Genomic DNA, 25990 nt, shown 5'->3' with positions numbered 1-25990 from the left:
GCTCAGGCGCTCTGCAACTGGCGATTGCCGGCTTCGGCCCGACGCAGTTCGGCCAGCCGGATCAGGCGCTGATTGGCCGAGCCGCGCCAGGGCAGGGTGGTGGGCTGGTCCTGCAGATAGGGTCCGTCGATCAGCACATCGACATCCTGCAGCAGTGCCAGATGCTGTATGTCTTCATACAGGTAGCCGGTCCACAGCCAGATGTCCTTGTGTGGATAGCGCTGCTTGAAGGCGCGGCACAGCGCAGCGATGGCTTCGCGGTTGGCCGGCAGCAGCGGGTCGCCGCCGGAGAGGCTCAGGCCATCGTGATCGGCGCACAACTCCAGAATCCGCTCGCGGACTTCAGCCGTGAAGGGCTGGCCGGCGAGCCGGTTCCAGGTGCTGCGGTTGTAGCAGCCGGGGCAGGCATGCGCGCAGCCGGTGACGAACAGGGTCAGGCGCAGGCCTTCACCATTGACCACGTCACAGGCGTAATAGCGCTCGTAATTCATGCCATCAGGGCTTCGCTCTGCGCGGCTTGAACCGGCATGGCTTCCGGTGTCTGGGTGGCCAGATGCTTGACGCGGCGCATCACCTCTTTCTGCTTGCCGGCATTGAAGGGGCGTGCGTTCGGGCTGCCGAGGTAGCCGCAGACGCGGCGCGTAACCGAGAGACTGGCGCCATCGTGGTTGCCGCATTCGGGGCAGGTGAAGCCTTCGGCGGTGGCCAGTGCTTCGCCCATGAAGCCGCACTTGCCGCAGGAGTCCACCGGGGTATTGGTGCCGAAGTAGGGCACGCTTTCCACGGCGTGATCCCAGATGCGCTCCAGGGCCTTCAGGTTGTGGCGCATGTTGGGCAACTCCACATAGGTGATGTGGCCGCCCGAGGCGGAGTCGGCGAAGCCCTTTTCGTACTGGATCTTCTCGAAGGGCGAAACTTTGCGTGCCACGTCGAGGTGGAAGGAGTTGGTGTAATAGCCCTTGTCGGTCACGCCAGGCAGCTCGCCGTAGCGCGCCACATCCAGCTTGCAGAAGCGGTGGCAGAGGGATTCGCTGGGCGTTGAATAGAGCGAAAAGCCCCAGCCTGACTCGGCTTTCCAGCGTTGCACGGTGTCACCCAGATAGGCCACCACCCGGCGCAGGAAGGCTTGCAGGGCCTCATTGTCGAAGGGGTGTTCGCCGCCCGACATCAGCAGCGCCACTTCATGCAAGCCGATGTAGCCCAGCGAGATCGAGGCACGGCCATTCTTGAACATCGGCAGGATTTCCTCATCCGGCTTCAGGCGCATGCCGAAAGCGCCTTCGGTGTAGAGGATCGGCGCGATGTTGGCCTTTACGCCTTCGAGGCGATCGATGCGCGTCATCAAGGCCTTGTGCGCCAGGGCCAGGCGTTCGTCGAGAATCTCGAAGAAGCGCGTCTGGTTCTGCTGAGCTTCGATGGCGATGCGCGGCAGATTGATGCTGACCACGCCGAGGTTGTTGCGACCGGCCAGAACCTCTTGCCCGTTCTCGTTGCGCCACACGGACAGAAAGCTGCGGCAGCCCATCGGCGAAACCGGCACGCTGGAGCCGGTAAGCTCGCGATTGAGCCTGGCGGAAATGATGTCCGGGTACATGCGCTTGGAGGCGCACTCGAGGGCGAGCTGCTTGATGTCGTAGTTAGGATCTTGCGGCTTGAGGTTGAGCCCTTCCTCGATGAAGAACACCAGTTTGGGGAAGACCGGCGTGATGCCTTCCTTGCCCATGCCCTTGATGCGTACCTGCAGGATGGCGCGTTGCACGGCGCGCTCCTGCCAGCCGCGGCCCATGCCGAAGGAGAAGGTCACGAAGGGCTGCTGGCCGTTGGAGGAAAACAGGGTGTTGATTTCGTACTCGCAGGCCTGGATGCCGTCGTAGGTTTCCTTCTCGGTGCGCTCGCGGGCATAGCGTTCCGGCTCGGCGATGGCGTACTGGCGCGCCACTTCCAGATTCTTCTCGTAGCTCTTCTGAACGTAGGGTGCGAGGGTCTCGTCAATGTTCGGAATGGTCGTGCCGCCGTACTGATGGCTGGCGACCTGGGCAATGATCTGGGCGGTGACCGCGCAGGCTACGCCGACCGACTTGGGGCTCTCGATGCCGGCATTGCCAAGGTGAAAACCGTTGGCCAGCATGCCTTGCAGATCCACCAGGCAGCAGTTGGTGAAGGGCAGGAAGGGGGAGTAGTCGAGGTCGTGGTAATGCAGGTCGCCGCTGTTGTGGGCCTGCATCACATCCTTGGCGAGAAAATTGCCGGCGAATTGCTTGGAGACGATGCCGGCCATCAGATCGCGCATCACCGGGAAGACGTTGGCATCCTTGTTGGCATTCTCGGTCACCGCATCCTGGTCGGTTTTGTCCACCAGACCCATCAGTTGCGCATGCAGCTGGGAGCCGCGCACGCGGATGCTGTCGCGATCATGGCGGTATTCGATGTAGAGGCGCGCAACTTCCGGATGCGATTGCATCAACGCGTCTTCCACATACTGCTGGATGGTCGGGATATCGAGCGAGCCGGCCGGGTGCTCGCGGCACTGGGCTTCCACCGCGGAAGCCACCGTCAGTGCCACCGCATTCGGGTTGGGCAACTCGGCTGCCATGGCGGCCTTCTGGCAGGCCACGGCAATCTTCATGATGTCGAAAGGCGCAGAGGTGCCGTCCCGCTTGAGAACTCGCAGCATGGAGATATCCAGGAAAGTAAGAGGTGGAGAGGCCAGGAGGATTGGCCGATGGACTACATATAGTGGTGCTGACGATATTACGCACTACCTATAGTTGGATTGATTCAGGTCAACTTCCGCCACCCCTCCTGCCTCGGCCCACCGGCGCCTGCCTCAATGGGCAGGCGCCCCGGTCTGCAATGCTGGTTTTCAGGTCTGCCCGGGCTTGCTGGCGGGCGCCAGGATTGCCACCGGGATTGCCAGCGCAGCCATGGCCATGACGATCAGTGGCCCGCTGGGCAGATCGAACAGGGCCGAGAGGGTCAGGCCCAGCCCATAGGCCAGTGCGCCCATGCCCCAGGCCACGGCGAGGGCACGTTGGCCCCAGTGGCGGGTGGCCAGTGCCGGGATGATCAGGCTGGCGAATACGAGATAAACGCCGACCAGTTGTACCGAGGCCGTTACGGCCAGGGCGAAGAGCAGGTAGAAGCCGACGCGCCCGAGGTGCTCGCCACTGGCAAACCAGGCGCACAGCACGGCAAAGCTCAGTGCGCCGGTGATGACCAGCTGGGGGGTACTGACCCACAGGATCTGGCCGACCAGCATGTCCTTCAGATGCTCACCACCTTGCGGGTTACCAGCCAGCAGTAGCAGCGCGATACAGGAGGCGAGCACGAAGAGCACGCCAATCAGGGCTTCCTGGATCTCGGGCCAGCGCGCTTCGCTCCAGGTCAGCAGCAGGGCGCCGAGGCCGGCCGCTACGAGGGCGGCAAACTGCACCGCGAGCGTCGAGTCGGCCAAGCCCAGGCTGCCGGCGATGATCACGCCGAGCCCGGCAATCTGCGCGATGGCCAGATCAATGAACACGATGCCGCGCGCCAGCACCCGCTGGCCGAGCGGCACATGGGTGGCCAGCACCAGCAGCCCGGCCACGAAGGCCGGGCCGAGGATGCTGAGTTCGAGCCCGGCGCTGTTCATCGCGCAGCTTTCAGGAGCTGCGCGAGAGTCTCGTCGAAGAGGCTGAAGAGATCCTTGGCGCGCTCATTGCCGCCCACCGTGAAAGGCAGCACCACGACCGGAATTTTCGCGCGGCTGGCAAACCACTCGGCGGCCCGGCCATCGTTATAGGCCGCGCGCAGCACCATGCGGGCCGGGTTCTGCTGCTGGCGCTCGATCAGGGTGGCGAGATGGCCGCTGCCCGGCTCGATGCCCGGCTTGGGCTCCAGGGTGGCCACTTCACGCAGGCCCAGCCAGTCCTGCAGGTAGGGGAAGGCCTTGTGCTGGACGACGATGGGCAGGCCGCGCAGCGGTGCTGCAGCGGCTTCCCAGCGCTGGATCGCGGCTTGCCAGCGGGTACTGAAGTCCGCCAGGCGACGGGCATAGTCCGGGCTGCCGGCCGGGTCCAGCTGGCTCAGGCGCTGGCTCAGCGCTGTGGCCACGCGGGCGATATTGCGCGGATCGGTCTGGATGTGCGGATTGCCGGCAGCATGCACATCGCCATCGGCGCGGTCGGCCTTTGTCGGCACCTCCAGCATGCGCACCGTACTGGCGGCCTCGAAGTAGCCGGGCTGGCCCACCTGTACCGCGGCATTGCCGGACTGGCGCTGCAACACCGGCAGCCAGCCGGTTTCCAGCTCGGCTCCGGTGCATACCAGCAGGTCGGCCGTGCGCACGGCGGCGATCAGGCTCGGGCGGGCCTGGATGTGGTGTACGTCCTGCAGTGCGGTGGTGGCGGTGTAGAGGCTGGCGCGGGGGCCGGCCAATTCCTGGACCAGTGCGCCCCATTCAGGTTCGCAGGCCACCACCTTGAGGCTGGCATGGGCCAAGTTGGCGGCCAGCAGGCCGGCTGCGAGGGCGAGAAGCTTGAGTCGTTTCATGTGGGCCTCCTTAATAACTGTGGGCGCCGTGGGCGCCGAGGCTCATCTGGTACTGGAGGAAGAACTGATCGTCCTTCACGCCTTCGCGGGATTTATCCAGCGCGTACTGAAAGCGGATGCGCGAGAACTCGGTGGGGGACCAGTCCAGCATGGTGCTGGTGCGCTTGGGTTTGTAATCGCTGTTGGCGAGGAAGGCATTGTTGCTGGCGTAATCGACTGTGCCCGAATCGAGCTGGTCGTAACGCAGGCCCACACGCCAGCGCGGCATGAACTGGAATACGCTTTGCGCATACCAACCCGATTGTGCCGAGCGGTAGGCATCGCTGAGATTCTGGTTGGCTGTGTCGTAAGCGAGCTCGCCCGTTTCGCGGCGACGGAAGTATTCGCCCTGCAGCTTCAGGTTCATGCGCTCGGCGTTGCCGGCCGGCGCCCACTTCCAGACGCCGTCCAGTACCCATAGCTGGCTGCGGCCGGAGAAGCTGTTGCTGACTTCGGTGCCGGTGAGATCGCTGCTGTCATAGCTGCGCTCGCGCGGGGCAGCCCGCAGCCAGCCCGCGCCGAGCTGCCAGCTGTGGCTGTCGCCCACATCGCCGCCCAGCTTGGCGAAGAGACTGGTGCTGCCGGCGCCGTTCTGCTTGCGCTCAGCGCCGGGGAAGTTTTCGCCTGCGCCGAGTTCGCCGCCGAACTCGAGGTAAGTGCTGGAGGGGGCCAGCCAGCGGAACTGCAGACCGTCCTGGCCATACTGGCCGCCGAGGAAGGCCTGGTAGGCCAGCGGCGCATCAACGAAATCCCAGGTGTGGGCATGCTGGCCGTTCAGGTAGCCGATGCCGGAGAAGAAGCGGCCGGCCTTGAGTTGGGTGCCGGCGGGCAGCGCGCGGGTCTGCACGAAGGCTTCCTCCACGCCGACTTCATTGTCTGCCGAGAGCGCCAGGGTGGCCTGGCCGTAGAAGTAGGGGTCGATGTTGGAGCGCAAACCCAGTTCGGTCTCGCCCAGGCTGAAGCCTTTCTTGCCCGGACCGGTCTCGTCACCGGAAGGCACGAAGTTGCTCATCTGCCAGTTGGCCGGATCGCGCGAGAGATTGGCGTAGGTGCCGGAGAGGATCAGCGAGATTTCCGGGTTGAAGGCATTGGCGGAGGCGGGTGTTGCGGGCGGCGTGGCGGCTGCGGCGGCGACTTTTTCGGCGCTGGCTTGGGCACTCTGGTTGGCTTGCTCGGCGGTGCCCTGAACCTTCTGGAGGCGGGCTTCAAGCTCGCGGATGCGCGCTTCGTAGCCCTGGCGCAGGGCGTCGATCTCCTGGCGGATCTGGTTCAGATCGGTGGCGTTGGCGGGCGTGGCGGAATAGGCGGGGGCGGCGCTCAGGGCGAGCACGGCCAGGGCAATCGAGTTGCGGCGGAACATGGGGAATCCTCGTGAAATACGCTGTGGCGCCCGGTATCGGGCGCGGGAGGCCGAGCCGTGCAAGGGCTGGCTCGGCTGGCAAAGCGGATCAGGCGAGGAAGGCGGGTGGTGCGCGCGAGCGATAGTGCGGCAGCGTGCTGTGCGCGAGGTGCTGAGCGGGAGTGATGAAGCTGATGTGGGTAACGGGCTGGAGGAGCCCGAAGCTTGCCTGGCTGGGCGCAGCCGCGTCGAAAACGGCGAAGGCCAGGCAGAGGGTGCAGGCTTGTTCGCCAGCCGGGTGTTTCCCCCCTTGAGGCAGGTGCTGCACCGTGCTGAGTGCTTCTTCGGCGTGCCCCAGTGCATGCAGCAGGCTGCCCTGCAGCGAGAGCAGGAGGGCGCAGGCGAGTAGCAGGGACAGGAGGGGCCGGAGCGGGCGACGCAGCATGGCCGGCAGGATACGGGGAAGCTGATTTACATGCAACGTTGTTGCATGTGTGGTTTTGCGGGGCCGAATGCGCCTGAAGTGCTGCTCAGCATGCCTGCCAGGCAGGTGAACGCTCGATCAGCGCATCGGCATAGTCGTTGCAGCGGCGCAGCGTTGAACTCTCCAGCTCGCGCAGCCAGCGCTCCGGCAGGCCGGCCTCGCCCACCAGTGCGCCCATCACCATGCCCGCTATCGCGCCCGTGGTGTCGGCATCGCCGCCGCAATTGACCACGTGCACCAAGGCGGACTCGAAGTTGTCGTTGAAGGCGATTCCGCGCAGCACCACGCGCATGCTGTCCACGATGTAGCCGCTGGGGTTCTCGGCGGGGTGGGTGCGGAACTGGAAGAGCGGGAATTCGCGTACCAGCAGATTGGCCTGGGCCATCACGGCGCGCAGGCCACCGCCGCCAGCCTTGCCGACGATGCCGGCCTGCACCATGTTGACCACCGCCAGGGTGGCAGCGTCGGTAAGGATGTTGTGATGGGTGACGCGTGCCTGGGCCAGGGTGGCACGGCCGACCGTATCGGCCGGCGCGCCGAGCAGCGCGATGGCCGTGGGGGCGCAGCGCATCGTGGCACCGTTGCCGGCGTCCTCCGAATACGGCGTGCAGGCCAGACCGGTGTTGCGGAAGCGGGCGATGCCGCGGCGCACGGTGTGGCCGATGTCCACCGGTTTGGCGCGCATCCAGGCATCGAAGGCGCGGGCGTAGTCCTCGGCAGACGGAGCGTGATGATGGGTGAGCCAGGCTTCAGCGAGGGCGAAGGCCATGGTGGTGTCATCCGTGACCTGGCCCGGTGCGAGGCGCAGCCAGCCGCCGCCGCGAATACGATCGTGGCGCCCGTACTGGCTGCGGATCTCGCGTGGCGTCATGAACTCCACCGTGGCGCCCAGCGCATCACCCAGCGCCAGGCCCAGCATGGCGCCACGGGCGTGGCTGCGCAGGCGCAGGCGCTCCGGATGGCTGCTGATGCCACGCAGGCTCAGCGCGATGGACTGGAACAGGGGCAGGGTGGCGAGCATGGCGGCGTGGCTCAGCCGCCGCAGGTTGCTTCAACGGCGCTGCAGGATTCGCCTACAGCCTTTACGCCCAGGCCGATCAGGGCATCGAGGCGCTCGGTATCGAAACCGGCGACGCAGGTCGTGCCAATCTGAAGCAGCGGGCGGCGGATCAGCAGGGGCTCGGCGATCATTGCGCGCAGGGCCGAGCTGGTATCGAACATGCCCGGGATCACTTCGCCGGATTTCACGCGTGGGGCGTTGTGGTTGAACCAGTCGCGTACCGGCAGATCGATGAAGAAATCCAGCAGGCGCTGGGCGCTCCAGGGTTCGCGCAGCAGGTCGTGAACGATGAGCTCATGGCCGGCGGCCAGCAGCGCGACCTTTTGCCGGGCATTGGTGCGGCAGCCCGGTTTCTCCCAGAAGTGAACGGTGGCCATCTCATGCTCCTTTCCGTATTTCGGGTGCTGCCAGCGCAGCGATGCAAGCCGTGAGCGAGCCGGGCGGATTCAGTGCGACCCCCAGCTCGTCGAGGATCACGCCTTCAACCGGACAGATTGCCGCGCACTGCGGTGTGGCATACGCCTCCACACATTCGGTGCATAAAGCGCCATCGATCAGGAAGTGCGGACTGGCCTCAAGGATGGCCTCATTCGGGCACACGGGCAGGCAAGCCCAGCAATTGACGCAACCTTCAACGATTTCGAGTGCCATGCATGGACCTCTTGCCGGCTTGGCTCAAGCCATTCATTGCAGGTTTCATGCCCGCATCTGTTCCGCAAACGGAGCCCGCTCGAGCTTGCCCGCAACCAGCATCTCCTGCCAGACACTCAGCACCGCAGCCTCGATCCCTTCCATGGCGTGCTCGCCATTGGGCTGGATGCCTGCTGCTTCCAGCTTGCTCCAGGGCTCGAAGCCGATGCGCGAGCACAGCACCACTTCGCAGTCCGCCAGGGTGGCGATGGTGCGGGCCAAGGTGTTTTCGGCCTCGCCGCACTCGCTCTCGCCGCCGCAGTATTGCGCGGCGCGGCGTGAGCCGAGAAAGCGCACGCCGGCACTGCTGGCCTCGTAGATCAGGAATTCGCGCGCATGGCCGAAGTGCTGATTGACCAGATCCTGCCCGCTGCTGGCAACCGCCATCTGCACCGGGCGTCCGCGGCTCGGCGCCTTGATCTGCACCACCGGCGCAGCATGGCGGGCGGCTCGTTTCGCTTCCAGCTCGGCATTGATCGAAGCGCGCAGGGCCACGCGGCGCGCCATTGCGGCCACTTCATCGATCTCCATGGCCTCGATCTTGTCGAGCGTGAATTCAGCGCCGCGATCCTCGCCGAGCATGCCTACCGCATCGGCGCGGCACTGGCGGCAGTGGCGCATCATGTTCATGTCGCCTGCGCAGGCATCCTGCAGGGCCTGCAGCTCGGCCGGGGTCGGGCCGCGCTGGCCGCTGAGACCAAAGTGGGTGCCGTGCTCGGCCTCCGAGATCAGCGGCATCACGTTGTGCAGGAAAGCACCCTTGGCACGCACCACACGCGAGACTTCCTTCAGATGCTCATCGTTGATGCCGGGGATCATCACCGAATTGACCTTTACCAGGATGCCGCGCGCCACCAGCATCTCGAGGCCCTTCTGCTGCTGGGCGATGAGGATCTCGGCGGCCTCGCGGCCGCTGACGCGGCGATGCTCCCAGAAAATCCACGGATAGATCTGTGCGCCCACGTCCGGATCAATGCAGTTGATCGTGATGGTGACGTGATCCACATTGGCGGCAGCGATCTGCTCCACATACTGCGGCAGCATCAGGCCGTTGGTGGAAAGGCAGAGCTTGATGTCCGGTGCGCGCTGCTGCAACGCGCGGAACACTTCAAAGGTTCTGGCCGGATTGGCCAGGGCGTCGCCCGGCCCGGCAATGCCCAGCACGCTCATCTGCGGGATCGCCGCGGCGACAGCCAGAGTTTTCTTGATCGCCTGAGCAGGGCTCAGCACTTCGGACACCACGCCCGGGCGCGATTCATTGCTGCAGTCGTACTTGCGATTGCAGTAGTTGCACTGGATGTTGCAGGCGGGCGCCACCGCCACATGCATGCGGGCGAAGTGATGATGGGCTTCCTCGGAGTAGCAGGGATGATCCTGTACCTTCTTCTGGATGTCGGCCGTGAGGCCGGCCACCCGGGAGGGCTTGCTGCCACAACTGCCGGCGCTGCAACCGGAATGGGCGGGCGGCGCGCTGAGCGGAGTGCCGAGAATCTGGGAAAGGCTGGGGGCGGACATGCTGGACTCCCGATGTGCTGTTTGCGAAGAGTTCAGCAAATGCCGTGCCCATGGCCGGAAGCCTTTACGGATCAATGGCTTGTTGGCTTCGTGGAGGCTTTGTGTCGGCTTGGTGACAGAGTTGTTTGTGGGGAAGGGCACAGCGACCCCGAGCGCGGTTTCCCGCGCGGCAGACCATCCGGTCTGACAGGCTTGTCACGTATGATGCGTGCCCGCTGTCTTTGAGCCAGACCCCCACATGAGATTCGACCTGAAGGTTCCCTTTGCGGAAAAGGATGCTGCCAAGAAACTGGGCGCCCGCTGGGACGCGGCCAACAAACTCTGGTACGTGATCGACAAGGAAGACATGGCGCCCTTCGCGAAGTGGTCGCCCAGCCCGCGCGATGCAGCGAGTGCCACCGCTCCGCAAAATCGTGCGCCGGCAAAATCCCAGATGGAAACCAGCGGCAAACTGCATGTGGGCAGCCAGTACGTGGAGCGGCCGCGTGTGTGCGAATGCCTGCCCTGGGAGGACTGTGCCAAATGCCGTGAAGCGTCTGTGTAAGCAGAGCTTCAATTTGTAGGGTGTGAAAGCCGAAGGCTTGCGCACCCTCCAGCGTTTAAGTTACGCAGGGTGTGAGTGAGGCCTTGATCCGCGTGCGCAAGAAAAAGAATTTGCGCACCCTACCTGGCTACCTGGCTACCTGGCTCTTTTGGGAGTAAGTGATTAATCGCAACTTCCTCCGCCATCGCCGCCACAATCGGCGCTATCGGACGAACCGAAATCACTTGGTCCATCTGCACCGCTTGAGCGGGGGGAACCGTCTGCCGTACAGATGCAGTAGGCCAGCAATAGGCAGAGCCCCGCGCCCACTAGCGAATAAAACGATGTAATAAACGCTGCGCTAATTAGAACTCCGACATATAAATGCCGCACCGACAGACCTCCTCTATTTTGCTTAGCCCTAACGTTTGACGTGAGGGGCCGCCGTAGCGGCGAAGCCGCGAAGGGAACCCACAAGCGCAGCTTGTGGGCGGTCCCTCTCGACGGAATGGTTAGCAGCCAGTTGCCTCACTCCTTTTTGTTTACTTTGCTACCAAAGAAGAAGGCCAGTACTGAGGTAAGCGCATTTGCTAAAACAGCGGGCGTGTCCGCCTTGCCTGTGACGGCCAAAAAACAAATCGTCACGACGATTAGAAAAGCAATGATTGCAGTTACGCCGTCGGCCCTGAAAGCGAAGCGTGCAACTTTCTCGGTGGTTGTTGGCAATTTGCATTTCGAGAAATACTTGATCGCGTCTTCTCCTTGCCAAAGGAATACGCCATCTGGATCGCCTTGCCCGAAGAAAGAAATTGTGTCGTATTCCTTTCCTTCCTTGTTGCTTTTCCAGTGCACAAAATAGAGCGTGCCATCAAACCCTTCCATCTTGTGTTTGACAGAGATATCTACTGGGTCTCGATCTACGCGAATTTTCCGAACTAACTCAACCGCCTTCTCTTCTTGGTTTGTGATCATTGCATAGGGCCTTTTGAGATTAAGAGGTGCTGCTAACGTGTTATAGGGATCAGTTTTGCCGCCTAACATCGGCGCGTGCTCCCTAACATGGCACGACCGACCAGCGAAGATTGGCTTCCAGAGCAGCTCTCGATGATTCCGCTGTAAAGATGAACAGCATTAACAGAATCGACAAAAACCTCACTTTACAGATTTCAGCTCCGGAGCTTCGAGCGTCTGCTTTGAAGTTGCAAGCCTGATCGTCCGCTTGTGGCCGGAAGCAGCCATCAGACACCCAGCAAGGCACTACTGCAACACCGTAAAGCATGCTGTTGCCATGGCAATGTGACGCAGATCACAAGTCGCATACTTTCTCATGCTAAACGCATCGTGAAGTGGCTATCTTGACTACCCCGAGGCTTCTGACCGTTGTCGGCCAGGAGCTGTCGTCCACACGTCGTGCGCCGAATGACCGTTCTGGCCGAGTTGTGTGAATTGACCATCCGGCTGGTGTCAAAGCACAGCGACTATTCATCGCACGCGCTCGCTGCGCAGAATGGCGCGCATCCTTCACTTGGAGCACGGCGCGCTGATGAGTGACGAACGCCGCCCGTTTGGCGCTGCAGTTTCCGGGGTGGGCCCGTTGCTCACTGCGCAGACTTTGCCGGGCTGACCCCGTCTCGGGCCGGGGGCGGTGTGGCTGAGTGGTTTTTTCATCTTTTTTACACCTGCGGCGCTAAGCTGCGGACATGTCTGGTTTTACCCGCTTCCGCGCCTCGTTTGTCCATCCGCTTGCTGGCTATGCCGTAGCCAGCCTCGGGGTGATTCTGCTGACGGCCATCACCTTGCCGTTGAGCCAGGCCATCGAGCCGACCAATCTGGTCATGCTCTACCTCTTGCTGGTTGTCGGCATTGCCTTGCGTTTTTCGCAGGGGCCGGCGGCCTGGTGTGCGATCAGCGGTGTGCTGGCCTTCGATTTCTTCCATATCCCGCCGCGCCTGTCGCTCGCCGTCGGGGATGTGCAATATCTGCTGACCTTTGCCGTGATGTTACTGGTGGGCCTGTTGCTGGCGCACCTCACGGCCCGTCTGCGCGAGCAGGCGGTGTTGGCGGAGGCCGGTGAGCGTAGCGCGCAGCGTCAGTACGCGCTGGCGCGTGAGCTGGCCGGCTGCATCGATCAGGCCCAGGTGCCGCTACTGGTGGCGGCCTTCATGGCGCGTGAGCTGCAGGCCCGTGCCGAGTTGTGGTGGTTGCGCAGCGATGAACGCCTGGTGTGTCTGAATGCCGGAGCGAACTCGCCTGACGTACTGCGGGCGATGGTGGAAACCGTGCTGCGGGATGGTCAGCTGCATGAGCAGGCCGACCTCTTCGATGCCGCACGGCGCCTCGTGCTGCTGCCGCTGGATGCGCCGATGCGCCGGCGTGGCGTGCTGTTGGTGTCCCTGCCGCAGACGCGTCTGGCGCGCCCGCAGCGCCAGATGCTGGAGGCGGTGGCCGTGCTGGTGGCGATTGCGCTGGAGCGCCTGCACTACGTGAAAGTGGCTCAGGCCGCCACCCTCGACATGGAGCGCGAGCGCCTGCGCAGCACCATCCTTGCGGCGCTTTCGCACGATGTACGCACGCCGCTCACGATCATGGTGGGGCAGGCTGATGCGCTGTGCGAGGCCGAGGGCGCGCCTGCCCGTGCGCTGGCGCTGGCTTTGCGCGAGCAAGCCATGCGCATGAGCGAGCTGGTCAACAATCTGCTCGATATGGCGCGCCTGCAGTCCGGCGGCATGGTGATGCGGCGCGACTGGCAATCGCTGGAGGAAATCATCGGCGCAGCCACTGCGCATCTCGGTGATCGCCTGAGCACGCATAAGCTCGAAATCGCGCTTCCGCCGCAACTGCCGCTGCTGGAGTTCGATGCCGTATTGATCGAGCGCGTGCTGTGCAATCTGCTGGAGAACGCAGCGAAGTTCAGTCCCGCGGGCAGCACCCTCCGGATGGCCGCCGAGTTGCAGGCCGATGCCGTGCGGGTCAGCGTGGAAGATGAAGGCCCTGGCCTGCCGGCGGGGCAGGTGGCACGCCTGTTTGAGCCCTTCGTGCGCGGCGAGGGCGTGGCGCATGTGGCCGGCCTGGGGCTGGGGCTGTCGATCTGTCGGGTCATCGTCGAGGCCCATGGCGGACGCCTGACGGCGGCCAATCGTGAGGTGGGAGGGGCTGGTTTCGCCTTCACCCTGCCGCGCAGTGAGCCGCCGCCGCTGGCGGAAGAAGTGGAGCTTCCGGATGCTTGAAACTCCGCTGGCCCTGGTGCTGGAGGATGAGCCGCAGATTCGCAGCCTGCTCTGCGATGCGCTTGCCAGCTTGCCGCTGCGCTGTGTGGCAGCAGGTTCGATGGCCGCCGCGCGCGAAGCGCTGGCGAGCGCAATGCCGCAGATCGTGGTGCTCGATCTGGGCCTGCCGGATGGCGATGGCAAGACCTTCATCGGCGAGCTGCGGGCCTGGAGTGCGATGCCGGTGCTGGTGCTCTCCGCGCGCAGCCAGGAGCGCGACAAGATCGAGGCGCTGGATGCCGGGGCCGATGATTACTTGATCAAGCCCTTTTCGCGCGGTGAGTTGCTGGCCCGGGTGCGTGCCCTGCTGCGCCGCGCCGGGCGCAGCGAGGCGCCGCGTCTGGCCTTCGGCGAGATCGAGGTGGATTTTGTGCTGCGTCAGGTGACGCGCGCGGGCGTGATGGTGCATCTCACGCCGATTGAATACCGCCTGCTGTGCGCGCTGATCGCCGGACAGGGCAAGGTGCTGACCCATCGCCAGCTCTTGCGCGAGGTATGGGGGCCGAGCTTTGTCGACAGCGCTCACTACCTGCGTATCTATCTGGGCCATCTGCGCCACAAGCTGGAGGCCGACCCGGCCCGGCCACGCCACTTTCTGACTGAGACCGGTACGGGTTACCGCTTCGTTCTCTGATCCTGTTTCCCCTGATTTTTTCCGTGGAGTTCTCTTCATGAGCAGTTCCCATGGCGCTTCGGCGCAATCAATGCCCAAGCTGATGCTGGCCGCGCTGGGCGTGGTCTACGGCGATATCGGCACCAGTCCCCTGTATGCCTTGAAGGAAGCTTTTCTGCCCGGCGGAGCGCACTCACTGCCGGTGACGCTGGAGAACGTGTATGGCGTGCTCTCACTGATCGTGTGGAGCCTGCTGGTGATCGTGACCTGCAAGTACGTGCTGATCGTGCTGCGTGCCGACAACCATGGTGAAGGGGGTGTCGTGGCGCTGATGGCGCGGGTGCTCTCCAAAGCGGCGGACACGCCGCGCAAGAAGACCATTGCGGTGTCGCTGGGGATCTTCGGGGCCGCCCTGTTTTATGGAGATGGCATCATCACGCCGGCGATCTCGGTGCTCTCGGCGGTGGAGGGGCTGGAGGTGGCGACGCCGGTGCTCAAACCCTTCGTCGTGCCGCTGACTCTGCTGATCCTGATCGTGTTGTTCCTCGTGCAGCACCATGGCACCGCCAGGGTCGGCACCTTCTTCGGCCCGATCGTTGTGCTGTGGTTCCTGAGTCTCGGGGCGATCGGCCTGCACAATGTGCTGGCCCATCCTGAAGTGCTGGCTTCGCTGTCGCCGCACTACGCCTTGAACTTCGCGATGCATAGCCCGAAGCTGGCCTTCTTCGCGATGGGTGCCGTGTTCCTGACCATGACCGGTGGTGAAGCACTCTATGCCGACATGGGGCACTTCGGCGCCAAGCCCATCCGCTATGGCTGGCTGTGCCTGGTGATGCCGGCACTGGTGCTGAACTACATGGGGCAGGGGGCGTTGTTGATCAACGATCCGGCCGCTGCGGCCAACCCTTTCTATCTATCGGTGCCCGGCTGGGCGCTGTATCCGATGGTGGGGCTGGCCATGCTGGCGACCGTGATTGCCTCGCAGGCCCTGATCACCGGGGCGTATTCGGTCACCCTGCAGCTGATCCAGCTGGGCCTCGCTCCGCGCATGGCGGTAAAGCACACCTCCGGCGCCCAGATCGGGCAGATCTATCTGCCTTTCGTGAATTGGGCTTTGCTGCTGCTGGTGCTGGCTACCGTGCTGGGCTTTCGCTCCTCGGGCAATCTCGCGGCGGCCTATGGCATCGCGGTGACCCTGACCATGCTGGTGACTTCGGCACTGGCCATCACGGTGGCTTTGCGCGACTGGCGCTGGCCGCCGCTGCTTGTGCTGCTGGTGTTCGCTCCGCTGGTGGCGCTTGAACTGGTCTTCCTGGCCTCAAATGGCATGAAGATTCTCGATGGAGGCTGGTTCCCGCTGGTCTTCGGAGCCGGCGTGAGCCTGCTGCTGTTCACCTGGCGGCGCGGCCGGCAATTGCTGGCTGACGTGCAGAAGGGTGATTCGGTGCCGCTCGAAACCTTTTCCCGCATGCTGGATGCGGAGCCGATCCACCGTGTGCCGCACACCGCAGTGTTCCTCAATCCACGCTCGGAGCAGATGCCCGGCGCGCTGCTGCATAACCTCAAGCACAACCTGGTGCTGCATGAGCGCACCGTGTTCGTGAGCGTGATCATCGAGTCGGTGCCGCGGGTGCCGATCGAGGATCGTGTCGAAGTGCAGCGCCTTGGCAACACTTTCTCGCGTGTGCTGGTGCGTTTCGGGTTCATGGAGGAGCCGGATCTGCCCGAGGCGCTCACGCGTTGTGCCGAGCAGGGTTTGCCACTCGAGCCGCAGCAGGTTTCTTATTTCCTGAACCGTGACACGATCTTGCCCTCATCGGAAGTGCACGGCATGGCGCTGTGGCGTGAGCGCCTGTTCGAGTTCCTGTTTCGCAATGCTTCCAGCGCGGCCAACTTCTTCAAGCTGCCCACCGCACGAGTGGTGGAGATGGGCAGCCGGGTAGCGATATAACTGCAGCCCCCTGGCGAGGGGCAGTACAGGCGTTTTCATGGTTTCGTAGACGCCATGCAATGCCCGCGGCCAGGTGTGGTGGCTGTTTTAGAAGCTGTTCCCGATCTGACTGCGAGGCCGCTGATTGATAACTGAGAGGGCGCATGCGCAGCTCGGAATCCTCGTTGATCAACATCCTGTGCTGCGCTGCCCCACGCTTTGCTGTGCACAGAAAACCGGCTGCGGCAGCGCAGAGCAGGCTCTGCTCAACCTTGCCTTGCCCCTGCTGACGGCCTCTCGCTACAGATCGTGAACAGCTGCTTAGAATTGCTTGACCTCGATGCCCAGGGTCAGGATGCGGTAAGCGATCTGACGCGGCGTCATGTTGAGCAGGCGCGCAGCCTTGGCCTGCACCCAGCCGGCCTGTTCGAGTGCGGCGATGACTTTGCTGCGCTCGTCCACATTGGGGTCGTCGAAATCGATGCGCGGGGCAGTGCTGACCGCACTGCTGAGCAGGCTCTCGCGCTGGCGGTCGATGCGGATCAGATCGCCGTCGATGTGGCCGCTCTCCGACATCACGGCCGCGCGCTCAAGACAGTTTTCCATTTCGCGCACATTGCCCGGCCATGAATACTGGGTGAGGCGGGCGAGTGCGGCGTCGGAGAGTTCCAGCGGACGCCCCTGGGCCTGACCGATGCGTCCCACCAGAAAGCGGGCGATGGCGGGAACGTCTTCGAGGCGCTCGCGCAGGGCAGGCAGGCGGATCGGCATCACGTTGAGACGGAAGTACAGATCCTCGCGGAACTTGCCGGCATCCACCGCATCTTCGAGATCGCGGTGCGTGGCGGCGATCACGCGCACATCCACTTTCACGGTGCGGCCGCCGCCCACGCGCTCCAGTTCGCCTTCCTGCAACACTCTCAGCAGCTTGGCCTGGAAGGCGGGCGAGATTTCGCCGATCTCATCGAGGAAGATGCTGCCGCCATCGGCCATTTCGAAGCGCCCCTTGCGCGAGGCGATGGCGCCGGTGAACGCGCCTTTTTCGTGGCCGAAGAGTTCGGATTCGAGCAGGTTCTCGGGTAGTGAGGCACAGTTCAGGCGCACATAGGGGCCGCGTGCGCGCGGCGAGTTGTAGTGGATGGCATTGGCGATCAGTTCCTTGCCGGTGCCGGTCTCGCCGCGGATCAGCACGGTGGTATTCCACTTGGACACCATGCGGATCTGCTCGAAGATCTTGCGCATGCCGGAGGAGTGACCCACGATGTTGTCGAACCCGTGCTGGGCGCGCACGGTGCGGCGCAGGGTGTCGCGCTCCTCTGCAATGGATTTCTTTTCCTCGGCTACATCCAGCGAGAGCTTCACGCTCTGGCCGATCAGGTTGGCCACCATCTCCACGAAGCGCGCGCGCACCGCGAGCAGTCCGTCATCCAGCCGGTTGGGCTGCAGGGCGAGTACACCCTGCAAGGCGCCACCGACGTGGATGGGCGCTGCGATGAAAGGCAGGCGCCGCTCGTAGATGCCGAGCCGGTTCAGGAAGCGCGGATTGGCCGATACCTGCGGCAGGGCCACGGTCTTGCCTTCTTCGAGGATCAGGCCCAGCACGCCTTCGCCGCTCTGGTAGCGCACCGGCTCGAACTCCTGCTCCTCAATGCCTTGCACGGCATTCACGACCAGCTCGCCGGAGCTGGCATCGAGCACGCTGATCATGCCGCGGGTGAGGCCGGCATTCTCTTCAAGTGCGCGCAGCACCTCCTGCGGTGCCAGCTTTACATCGAGCGAGCGGGACAGGATCACGCTCACCTTGTAGAGCGTTTCCATCAGCGTATGTTTCAGTGCGCCTTCGGCGTCCATGGCCATATCGTTACCTTCAGCTGCTTGTTCAGTCGGCAGGTGCGAGAGCGTTCCGCGCCTGCAGTGTTGTGGCCGGTTTGAGCCGGCTCCACTCAGTCCTCAGTACCCGCTACCTCTTTTGATCGGTAAGACCAGTTTGGCGACGCAACCGCCCTGCGGCCCGCTGCCCAGTTCGATACCGCCGCCGTGATCGACGGCGACCTGCTGCGCCGACGAGAGCCCAGTGCCGAGGTGCTTGCCATGAGCCTTCTTGGTGCTCCAGAAAGGCTCGAAGGCTTTCAGGCACAACTCGGGCGCGAGGCCGGGGCCACTGTCGGCAACCGTGATCTCGATGCATTCGGCATCCGCATGGGAGGCGATGGAGAGTTCGCGCAGCTGCCAGCCCTTGCTGTTCATGGCTTCGATGGCATTGTCGATGAGCGCCTTGAGCAGGCTGCGCAGGCGCGCTGGCGAGCCCTGCAGGCTGGGGAGCACGAGCTGTGGTGCCCAGCTCACGCTGACGCCGGCGGCGAGGAATTTCTGTGCCGAAAGATCCAGTACATCGCGCACCGCTTCGTTCAGATTGACCCGGCTGAGGGCCGCACTGGTAGGCGCCGGCGCCGCGCTGCGCAAGGCTTCAAGGGCGCTCTGGCCGGCCTTCAGGGCTTCCACCAGGGCTGCCTGGGTGGGATCACACCCGCGCCGGCCCATCAGGTTCACCACCGATTCGAGCACGTTCAGCGGCCCCTCCATCTGGTAAACCGCCGCCGTCATGCTCTCGCGCAGACTTTGCTCGCGTTCTTCATCGGCCATCAGCGCGTGCAGGGCTGCTACGCGGGCCTTCTCCTGTTCCATCACCTGGCGGCTCACATCGGTTGCGACCAGCAGCAGGCAGGGCAGGGGTTTGGGATCGAAGAAGGCATCGGCACTGTCAGGGGTGGCGGTGAGCCAGGTACCCGAGCAGTTGTACCAGCGTGGGTTGCGCCACTGCGGATGATCGAGGCGCACCTGCTGGTCCGTGAAGGCCATGGCGCCTGGCTTGAAGGGGCCAAAGCCGCTGCCGATCTCGTGGCGCACGGCCTCGAGCAGCACGCTGGCCGCTTCGGTCATGCCCAGATCGGCGGTGAGGGCCTTGTAGGCGTGGTTGTCGAGCAGAACCCGGTCTTCCATGTTGAGTAGTGCCAGCACCATTGGCGCGGTGTCCACCACGGATTCGATCAGGGCTTTCTGGTTGCGTACCGCGCACTCGAGGCGATGCATCTCGGTGATGTCGCGATGCAGGCCGAGGAAATGCACGATGTTGCCGTTGTCATCAAGCAGCGGCGAGATCGTCAGATCGGCGATGTACTGGCTGCCATCCTTGCGGCGATTCACGAGGCGGCCGCGCCAGGGTTGACGGCTGGCGATCTGCTCCCACAGCGCGGCATACACCGGGCGCGGCGTGGTGTGGCTGGCGAGAATGGACTGAGGCTCGCCCACCGCGTCCTCCAGCTCGAAGCCTGTGTGCCGGGTGAATGCCGGGTTGACATACTGGATCGTGGCATGCGGATCGGTGATCGAGATGGCGATGTCCGCCTGCTCGACAGCGGCCTGCAACAGATCCGCCGGGATGCCGGCGGCAGGGGAGGGGGTGGGCGTTTTCCTGGAGCGGGGCATGGCGGGCCTTTGCGTTGCGTTCATGCCTCTTGATGCAGATTTCATGCCCTGCACGATGGGCTGCTGCGCATTCCTTGAGCCTGCTCAAGTCGGGTGTTTGCGTAGAGGCTTTGTTGCATCCGTTTGTCGCCTTGTCGTATCCCCGACAGAGTCCGACATCGGTTCTGAGCACCTGTAGAGAGACCTGAAAGCCCCTGCCAGAAGGGGGACGGGCACCGTTGCGGTGCTCCGCGCACCGGCCTGGCACAGCTCATGCACCACAGCGACCAGGGGCTGGATGCAAGCGTGTGTTTGCCAGCCTGACATTGATTCCGGGAGAAACAGCTCCATGAGCGAATACCTGATCCTGCTGGTAACGACCGCGCTGGTGAACAACGTGGTGATGATGAAGTTTCTCGGCCTATGTCCCTTCATGGGCGTATCGAAGAGTCTCGACAGCGCGCTTGGCATGGGCATGGCGACTACCTTCGTGATTACCGTGGCCTCCGCCGCGGCCTGGGTGCTTGATCACTTCCTGCTCTCGCCCTTCGGCCTGCAGTACCTGCGCATCCTGACCTTCATCGTGGTGATTGCCGCCACCGTGCAGTTCATCGAAGCGGTGATCAAGAAGAGCATGCCGGCGCTGTATCGCGCGCTAGGCATCTACCTGCCGCTGATTACTACCAATTGTGCGGTGCTCGGCGTGGCCCTGCTCAACGTGCAGGAGGGCAATAGCTTCGTGAAGACGCTGGTGTATGCCTTCGGCTCCTCACTGGGCTTTGTGCTGGTGATGGTGATGTTTGCCGGCCTGCGCGAGCGCCTGGCGTTGGTGCGCGTGCCTGACACCTTTGATGGCGTGCCGATCACCTTCGTACTCGCCGGATTGCTGGCCATGGCTTTCATGGGCTTTGCCGGTCTGAATTTCGCCTGAGGAGACAGACATGATCGGAATCCTGAGCCTGACTTTTCTCGGACTCTTTCTGGGCCTGTTGCTGGGCTACGCCGCCAAGGTGTTTGCGGTGGAAGCCGATAGCGTGGCGGTGGAGCTGGCCGAAATGATGCCCGGCACCAACTGCGGCCAGTGTGGTCTCGCCGGTTGCACCGCAGCCGCCGAAGCGCTGGTGCGCGGTGAGGCGCCGGCCACGGTCTGTCCCGGCGGCGGGGTGGCGCTGGCTCAGGCCATTGCTGCCAAGCTGGGCATCGCCTTGAGTCTCGACGGGCTGGAGGACCCAGGCCCGCAGGTGGCGATAGTGGCTGAAGAGATCTGCATCGGTTGCGGCAAGTGCCTGAAGGGCTGCGCAACCGATGCCATCGTGGGGGCGGCCAAGCAGATACATGGCGTGCTCGACGAGGCTTGCACGGGCTGCGGCGGTTGCATGGATCTATGCCCGACTGGCGCGATCGTGCTGCGGCCGTTGCCGCAACAGTTGAAAGATTGGAATTGGGCTAAGCCCGCCTTTGCCTGAACGGAGACCGAAACATGGGCTTTCTCGACAAGATCACCGGCGTGCGCTGGGGGGTGCATCCGCATGACGATCACAAGCGACCGGCCGCTGATGTGCCGCTGCGCGTGATGCCGATTCCTGCCACGCTGTGCGTGCCCTTGCTGCAACACGTGGGGGCGCCGGCCAAGCCGGTTGTCGCGGTGGGAGACAAGGTGCTGCGCGGCCAGCTGCTTGCTTCCGCCCAAGGCAACGTATCGGCCCCGGTGCATGCGCCCACCTCCGGTGTCGTGACGGCGATTGGTGCGGTGACTGCGCCGCATCCTTCCGGCCTGTCGTTTGACGCCATCAGCATCGCTTGCGATGGCGAGGATCTGGCCGTCGCAACGAGCGAGATGCCCGATCCGCTGAGCCTGGCGCCGGACGAAGTGACACGCCAGATCGCAGCGGCCGGTATTGTCGGCCTCGGCGGTGCCACCTTCCCGTCGGCGCCCAAGGCCCAGCTCGGGCGCAAGCATGCGGTCGAGACCCTGATCATCAACGGCGGCGAGTGCGAGCCCTATCTTTCGAGTGACGATTGCGTGATGCGGGCGCGGGCTGAGGAGGTTGTTGATGGCATTCGCATTTTGATGCATGCCACCGGAGCGGCCAGCGCGCTGGTTGGGATTGAAGACAACAAGCCCGAAGCGATTGCCGCGATGCGCGCTGCCGCCAAGCCATTCGATGCCATCCGCATCTGCCCGGTGCCAGCGCGCTACCCGATGGGGTCGGACCGCCAACTGGTGGAAGTGCTCACCGGCAAGCAGGTGCCGGCCGGCGCGCGTACCGCCACGGTGGGTGTGCTGGTCAATAACGTCAGCACCTGTGCGGCGATCCACCGGGCCTTGCGCCACGGCGAGTCCTTGTATCGGCGCATCGTCACCGTCAACGGTGGCGCGGTGATGGATCCGGGCAATGTGCTCGCGCCGATCGGTGTGATGGTTGAGGACTTGCTGGCTTTCGTTGGCCTGAAAGAAACGCCGGCCCGCCTGGTGATGGGCGGACCCATGATGGGGGCCGCTCTGCCGCATGCTCGGGTGCCGACCGTGAAGGGCTGTGGCGGCATTCTTGCCCTCAGCGCTGCCGAGATCGCCAAGCCGGAGCCTTCGCCCTGCATTCGTTGCGGCAGCTGTGTATCGGCCTGCCCGATGGGGCTTTTGCCGCTGGAAATTGCGGCCCGGGTGAAGGCCGGGGATTACGACGGGGCCGATGCACAGAAGCTCGACGATTGCCTCGCGTGCGGCTGCTGCGCCTACGTATGCCCATCGCATCTTCCTCTGGTGCATGCCTTCTATCACGCCAAGGGCGAGCTATGGAAACGTGCCCAGCAGAAAAAGCGCAACGAGTTCACCAAGGGCCTGGCCCAGGCCCGCACTGCACGCCTCGAACGCGAGGCGCGCGAGCGTGCCGAAGCGGCTGCCCGACGCAAGGCCGAGCGTGCTGCCCAGCAAGCTGCGCAAGCCGCTGCTGCAGCGGAATGACACAAGGAGAAGTCCATGAATAGTCCGATTTCCACCGCCCTGCCATCCGTTGCCGCCTCGCCGCATGCCAAGGAACTTTCCAGTGTCAGCTCCGTGATGCTGAAGGTCATGCTGGCGCTGGCGCCGGCCACGCTGTGTGGCTTCTGGTACTTTGGCTGGCCCGCAATCAGTCTGTGGCTGCTCACCGTAGCCTCGGCCCTGGCCGGCGAAGCGGCGTGCCTTGTGCTGATGAAGAAGCTGGTGCGCCCCGCGCTGCTCGATGGCTCCGCGCTGCTTACCGGTTGGCTGTTGGCGATGTCCCTGCCACCTTGGGCGCCCTGGTGGATCGGCGTGGTCGGCGGCCTGTTCGCGACGGTGGTCGGCAAGCAGGTGTTTGGGGGCCTCGGCTGCAACCTGTTCAACCCGGCCATGGTGGCGCGGGTGGCGCTGCTGGTGTCCTTCCCGGTGGTGATGACGGCCTGGGTCGGCCCGAGTGGTCAAAGTGCTTCGCCAGGTTTGGTCGAAAGTTTGTCGATCACTTTCGGTGGCAGCATCCCCGATGCTTATACCAGCGCCACCTTGCTGGGCCAGGCCAAGACGGAGCTCTCGCGCGGTGTCACGCTGCTGCAGACCTTCGCCCAGGGATTGCCGGTGAGCTTCTCCGGGCAGCGCCCCGGCAGCATGGGCGAGACCGGCATCGTGCTGCTCGCGGCTGGCGGCCTCGCCTTGCTGGCGATGCGCATCATCAGCTGGCATATCCCGCTGGCCATGTTGCTGGGCATCGCGATTCCGGCGTTGATCGGCCATGCCGTGAATCCGGCGCGCTATCTTGATGCCGGCGCTCACTTGCTCTCCGGCGCGGCGGTGCTCGGGGCTTTCTTCATTGCCACCGATTACGTGACTTCGCCTTCGTCGCGTGCGGGGCAACTGGTTTTCGGTGCTGGCTGTGGCTTTCTCACCTGGGTGATCCGCAGTTATGGCGGCTATCCGGAAGGTGTGGCCTTTGCTGTGCTGCTGATGAACGCCCTGGCGCCGGCGATCGACCGTCTGTGTCAGCCGCGCATCTACGGCCGCGACTGGCGTGGCAACCCCATCAAGCTGAACAAGGAGAAATGAGCATGCTGCTCACCCTGGAAAACCTCCGCGAGCGGATTCCCTATCACGGCGCCTTGCTGGGCTTCTTTTCCTTGATGACGAGTGCCGCACTGATTGGAGCCAACCTCGTGACGCTGCCTGCCATCGAGCAGGCTGCGCGTGACGACCTCAAGGTTTCGCTGCTGCAGGTGCTGCCAGAAGGGCTGGCCGATAACGACTTGCTCGCCGATACGCTGAGTGTGGCGGATCAGGGCGTGAGCCGTACGGTCTATCGCGGTCGCAAGGCGGGGGCTTTTTCGGCGGCGGTGTTCGACTACAGCGCACGTGGCTACGCTGGCGAAATCAAGGTGCTGGTTGGTGTGGATGCGGCCGGTACGGTGATGGGCGTGCGGGTGTTGAAGCATGCCGAAACACCGGGCTTGGGTGACAAGATCGAGGTCGCCAAGAGCGACTGGATTCATGCTTTTGAAAAGAAGTCGCTCGAAAACCTGTCTCTCACACGCTGGGCCGTGAAGAAGGATGGTGGCGAGTTTGATCAGTTTGCGGGCGCCACCATTACTCCGCGTGCGGTGGTGAAGGCGGTCAAGGAAGGTCTGCAGTTCTACGCCGCGCACCGCGCGGAAATTTCGGGAGAAGCCAAATGAGTGGTCAGACACAGAGTTTCTCGAAGCTGTTTCGTGACGGGCTGTGGGACCAGAACGTGGTCTTCGCCCAACTTCTCGCGATGTGCCCGACCATGGCGGTGACCACTTCCGGCACCAACGGGCTGGGCATGGGCCTGGCCACCACAGCGGTGCTGGTGATCTCCAACATGCTGATTTCGGCGATCCGCGATTTTGTGTCGGATCAGGTACGCATCCCGGTCTTCGTGGTGGTGATTGCGACCCTGGTGACCTTGGTCGATATGTCGCTGAACGCCTGGCTGCATGAGCTTTACAAGGTGCTGGGCCTGTTCATCGCACTGATTGTGGTGAACTGCGCGATTCTCGGCCGCGCCGAAGCTTTCGCCTTCAAGAATGGCGTGGTCGCCTCGGCCGTCGATGGTCTGGCGATGGGACTTGGCTTCACTCTGGCGCTGACGGTGATGGGCCTTGTGCGCGAGCTGATTGGCAGCGGCACGCTTTTCGCCCAGGCCAGTCTGCTGCTCGGGCCGGCTTTTTCCTTCCTCGAAGTGAAGGTAATCCCGGACTACGGTGGCGTGCTGATGATGATCCTGCCACCGGGCGGCTTCCTGGTGCTCGGGGGGCTGCTGGCTGTGAAGCGCCTGATCGACCAGCGCGTGGCCAAACCCGCATGCCCGGCGCCCGCAGCACATTGCGCCTGAGTGTGTTTCTTAGAAGCTGTTCACGATCCGTAGAGAGGCTGTCAGCAGGGTGAAAAGCAGCGTGCAGGAGCCGGAGTTTATGTTGATAAATGAGGGTTCCGAGCCGCGCATGAGCCCTGATCACGGCCTCGCAGTAAGAGCGGAAACAGCTTCTTGGTCCTGAGCCTGCCTCCTGAACGGATGCGGGATGCTTCAAGAAGTCGCGCTGCGACTTTCACGCCAAAAGGAGAGAGTCATGAAAGTAGCCGTTGCCTACCATGAGCCGGGTGTCCAGTCCTGGCAGCATATCGAGTTGCCGGAGGGCGCGAAGGTACAGGAAGCCATTGATGTGTCGGGCGTTCTGCAGAAGTATCCGCAGATTGATCTTGCCCGCCAGCGCGTGGGCGTGTTCGGTAAAGCGGTGAAGCTGGATGCACCGCTGCGTGCCGGTGACCGGGTCGAAATTTATCGCCCGATCGTGTGTGATCCGCTGACGGTGCCGCGCCGGCCAGGCTTTGAACTGGATACAGAGGAGTGACAAGGCAGTGACGCTCATCGCGGATCGGCGGAAACTCACCCATTGTTGCCAAATAGTTACGCTGCTTCTGCGCTGCTCTGGCTTATCCTCCGCGCCTTGCAGTTCAACATCCCCCGCTTCATGAGCCTCAAGTTCCGCCCCGCCCAACTTTCAGACTTGCCTGAGCTCGCCGCCCTGCTGGCGCAGCTGTTTGCCATCGAGAAGGATTTCGCCGCCGATGCCAGCCGCCAGCTGGTTGCCCTCAAGCTGATGCTGCCGCGTGAGGACATTCTTCTATGGGTGGCCGAGGAGAGTATTGCCGATGAAAGCCAGGTCGTCGGCTTTTGTTCGGTGCAGAGCCTGATCTCTACTGCCGAGGGCGGGCCGGCCGGATTGGTCGAGGATCTGGTGGTACGCGAAGGCTGGCGCGGTGCCGGCATCGGCCGCCGCCTGCTCGATGGGGCCGAAGCCTGGGCGCGCCGGCGTGGTATGAGCCGGCTGCAACTGCTGGCTGACGAAGACAATGCCCCGGCGCTGGAGTTCTACCGCCATCTTGGTTGGACGCGCAGCAATATGCGTAATCTGCGCAAGATCCTGCGCGACTGATTTCCGGCCTCCGGGCGTCCGTCCGGAAGTCGTGTAAGACCGCTTCCTACAAGGCTTTGCGCCCTGGCAGAAAT

25 protein-coding genes are annotated in these 25990 nt (G+C 63.6%); 12 read left to right on the top strand and 13 right to left on the bottom strand.

Features of this window, described 5'->3' with window-relative positions:
• Window positions 1–2: 2 nt before the first annotated feature.
• The 10 genes from nrdG to nifB form a co-directional block, all read right to left on the bottom strand.
• Complete coding sequence (nrdG, locus tag Q3Y64_RS17265; protein ID WP_303563740.1) at window positions 3–491, bottom strand: anaerobic ribonucleoside-triphosphate reductase activating protein; 489 nt, start codon at window positions 489–491, stop codon at window positions 3–5.
• Complete coding sequence (nrdD, locus tag Q3Y64_RS17260) at window positions 488–2674, bottom strand: anaerobic ribonucleoside-triphosphate reductase (RefSeq protein WP_303563739.1); 2187 nt, start codon at window positions 2672–2674, stop codon at window positions 488–490. The genes nrdG and nrdD overlap by 4 nt, the downstream gene beginning before the upstream one ends.
• Window positions 2675–2863: 189 nt before the next feature.
• Window positions 2864–3631 carry a metal ABC transporter permease gene (locus Q3Y64_RS17255; protein WP_101942989.1) on the bottom strand — a complete coding sequence of 256 codons (768 nt, stop codon included), beginning with the start codon at window positions 3629–3631 and terminating at the stop codon, window positions 2864–2866.
• Window positions 3628–4530 (bottom strand): metal ABC transporter solute-binding protein, Zn/Mn family, encoded by a 903-nt coding sequence (locus Q3Y64_RS17250; RefSeq protein WP_303563736.1) that lies wholly within the window; start codon window positions 4528–4530, stop codon window positions 3628–3630. Before Q3Y64_RS17250 ends, Q3Y64_RS17255 begins: the two co-directional genes overlap by 4 nt.
• 10 nt (window positions 4531–4540) lie before the next feature.
• Window positions 4541–5929: a TonB-dependent receptor gene (locus Q3Y64_RS17245; protein WP_303563732.1), complete on the bottom strand. Its 1389-nt coding sequence runs from the start codon at window positions 5927–5929 to the stop codon at window positions 4541–4543.
• Between the two features lie 88 nt (window positions 5930–6017).
• On the bottom strand, window positions 6018–6353 hold the full coding sequence (locus Q3Y64_RS17240) for a hypothetical protein (protein ID WP_303563730.1): 336 nt from the start codon (window positions 6351–6353) through the stop codon (window positions 6018–6020).
• An 85-nt stretch (window positions 6354–6438) separates the two neighbouring features.
• Window positions 6439–7413 (bottom strand): ADP-ribosylglycohydrolase family protein, encoded by a 975-nt coding sequence (locus Q3Y64_RS17235; protein WP_303563728.1) that lies wholly within the window; start codon window positions 7411–7413, stop codon window positions 6439–6441.
• Window positions 7414–7424: 11 nt separating this feature from the next.
• The gene (locus tag Q3Y64_RS17230; RefSeq protein WP_101942982.1) at window positions 7425–7829 is read right to left on the bottom strand and encodes an ArsC/Spx/MgsR family protein; all 405 of its coding nucleotides are present in this window, start codon (window positions 7827–7829) and stop codon (window positions 7425–7427) included.
• Window position 7830: 1 nt separating this feature from the next.
• A complete protein-coding gene (locus Q3Y64_RS17225) occupies window positions 7831–8103 on the bottom strand; it encodes a 4Fe-4S dicluster domain-containing protein (RefSeq protein WP_101942980.1) in 273 nt (90 codons plus the stop codon).
• A gap of 45 nt (window positions 8104–8148) precedes the next feature.
• Window positions 8149–9657 (bottom strand): nitrogenase cofactor biosynthesis protein NifB, encoded by a 1509-nt coding sequence (gene nifB, locus Q3Y64_RS17220; RefSeq protein ID WP_303563725.1) that lies wholly within the window; start codon window positions 9655–9657, stop codon window positions 8149–8151.
• A gap of 238 nt (window positions 9658–9895) precedes the next feature.
• Here nifB and Q3Y64_RS17215 point away from each other — a divergent pair, with 238 nt between their 5' ends.
• Window positions 9896–10201 carry a DUF5710 domain-containing protein gene (locus Q3Y64_RS17215; protein WP_303563723.1) on the top strand — a complete coding sequence of 102 codons (306 nt, stop codon included), beginning with the start codon at window positions 9896–9898 and terminating at the stop codon, window positions 10199–10201.
• 507 nt (window positions 10202–10708) lie between these two features.
• On the opposite strand, the gene Q3Y64_RS17210 is transcribed toward Q3Y64_RS17215, so the two are convergent.
• The gene (locus Q3Y64_RS17210; RefSeq protein ID WP_303563720.1) at window positions 10709–11221 is read right to left on the bottom strand and encodes a hypothetical protein; all 513 of its coding nucleotides are present in this window, start codon (window positions 11219–11221) and stop codon (window positions 10709–10711) included.
• Window positions 11222–11880: 659 nt separating this feature from the next.
• On the opposite strand from Q3Y64_RS17210, the gene Q3Y64_RS17205 reads away from it, so the two are divergent.
• From Q3Y64_RS17205 to Q3Y64_RS17195, 3 genes are read left to right on the top strand one after another with little or no spacing between them, the layout of a single operon-like run.
• The gene (locus tag Q3Y64_RS17205; RefSeq protein WP_303563718.1) at window positions 11881–13407 is read left to right on the top strand and encodes a DUF4118 domain-containing protein; all 1527 of its coding nucleotides are present in this window, start codon (window positions 11881–11883) and stop codon (window positions 13405–13407) included.
• Complete coding sequence (locus Q3Y64_RS17200; protein ID WP_101942968.1) at window positions 13400–14080, top strand: response regulator; 681 nt, start codon at window positions 13400–13402, stop codon at window positions 14078–14080. The genes Q3Y64_RS17205 and Q3Y64_RS17200 overlap by 8 nt, the downstream gene beginning before the upstream one ends.
• Before the next feature lie 37 nt (window positions 14081–14117).
• Window positions 14118–16010: a potassium transporter Kup gene (locus Q3Y64_RS17195; protein WP_303563715.1), complete on the top strand. Its 1893-nt coding sequence runs from the start codon at window positions 14118–14120 to the stop codon at window positions 16008–16010.
• A gap of 300 nt (window positions 16011–16310) precedes the next feature.
• Here Q3Y64_RS17195 and nifA read toward each other — a convergent pair whose 3' ends face one another.
• Window positions 16311–17840, bottom strand: a complete 1530-nt coding sequence (nifA, locus tag Q3Y64_RS17190; RefSeq protein ID WP_303563712.1) for a nif-specific transcriptional activator NifA — start codon at window positions 17838–17840, stop codon at window positions 16311–16313.
• Between the two features lie 99 nt (window positions 17841–17939).
• The gene (gene nifL, locus Q3Y64_RS17185; protein WP_303563710.1) at window positions 17940–19475 is read right to left on the bottom strand and encodes a nitrogen fixation negative regulator NifL; all 1536 of its coding nucleotides are present in this window, start codon (window positions 19473–19475) and stop codon (window positions 17940–17942) included.
• Window positions 19476–19803: 328 nt separating this feature from the next.
• On the opposite strand from nifL, the gene rsxA reads away from it, so the two are divergent.
• The 8 genes from rsxA (at window position 19804) to Q3Y64_RS17145 (ending at window position 25916) form a co-directional block, all read left to right on the top strand.
• Window positions 19804–20385, top strand: a complete 582-nt coding sequence (rsxA, locus tag Q3Y64_RS17180; protein WP_101942965.1) for an electron transport complex subunit RsxA — start codon at window positions 19804–19806, stop codon at window positions 20383–20385.
• 10 nt (window positions 20386–20395) lie between these two features.
• Window positions 20396–20920, top strand: a complete 525-nt coding sequence (locus Q3Y64_RS17175) for an RnfABCDGE type electron transport complex subunit B (RefSeq protein ID WP_101942963.1) — start codon at window positions 20396–20398, stop codon at window positions 20918–20920.
• 14 nt (window positions 20921–20934) lie between these two features.
• Window positions 20935–22416 (top strand): electron transport complex subunit RsxC, encoded by a 1482-nt coding sequence (gene rsxC, locus Q3Y64_RS17170; RefSeq protein ID WP_303563707.1) that lies wholly within the window; start codon window positions 20935–20937, stop codon window positions 22414–22416.
• 15 nt (window positions 22417–22431) lie between these two features.
• Window positions 22432–23511, top strand: a complete 1080-nt coding sequence (locus tag Q3Y64_RS17165) for an RnfABCDGE type electron transport complex subunit D (protein WP_101942961.1) — start codon at window positions 22432–22434, stop codon at window positions 23509–23511.
• Window positions 23512–23513: 2 nt separating this feature from the next.
• A complete protein-coding gene (rsxG, locus tag Q3Y64_RS17160; protein ID WP_303563703.1) occupies window positions 23514–24134 on the top strand; it encodes an electron transport complex subunit RsxG in 621 nt (206 codons plus the stop codon).
• The gene (locus tag Q3Y64_RS17155; protein ID WP_101942957.1) at window positions 24131–24814 is read left to right on the top strand and encodes an electron transport complex subunit E; all 684 of its coding nucleotides are present in this window, start codon (window positions 24131–24133) and stop codon (window positions 24812–24814) included. Before rsxG ends, Q3Y64_RS17155 begins: the two co-directional genes overlap by 4 nt.
• A gap of 235 nt (window positions 24815–25049) precedes the next feature.
• Entirely contained in the window at window positions 25050–25331 is a 282-nt protein-coding gene (locus tag Q3Y64_RS17150; RefSeq protein ID WP_101942955.1) for an RnfH family protein, read from the top strand.
• Between the two features lie 120 nt (window positions 25332–25451).
• Complete coding sequence (locus Q3Y64_RS17145) at window positions 25452–25916, top strand: GNAT family N-acetyltransferase (protein ID WP_101943195.1); 465 nt, start codon at window positions 25452–25454, stop codon at window positions 25914–25916.
• Window positions 25917–25990: the final 74 nt, after the last annotated feature.

Source organism: Uliginosibacterium sp. 31-12 (assembly GCF_030548425.1).
GTDB classification, from domain to species: Bacteria; Pseudomonadota; Gammaproteobacteria; order Burkholderiales; family Rhodocyclaceae; genus Uliginosibacterium; species Uliginosibacterium aquaticum.
The sequence above is the reverse complement of the archived record's forward strand: the minus strand, read 5'-3'. Positions and strand labels throughout refer to the sequence as shown.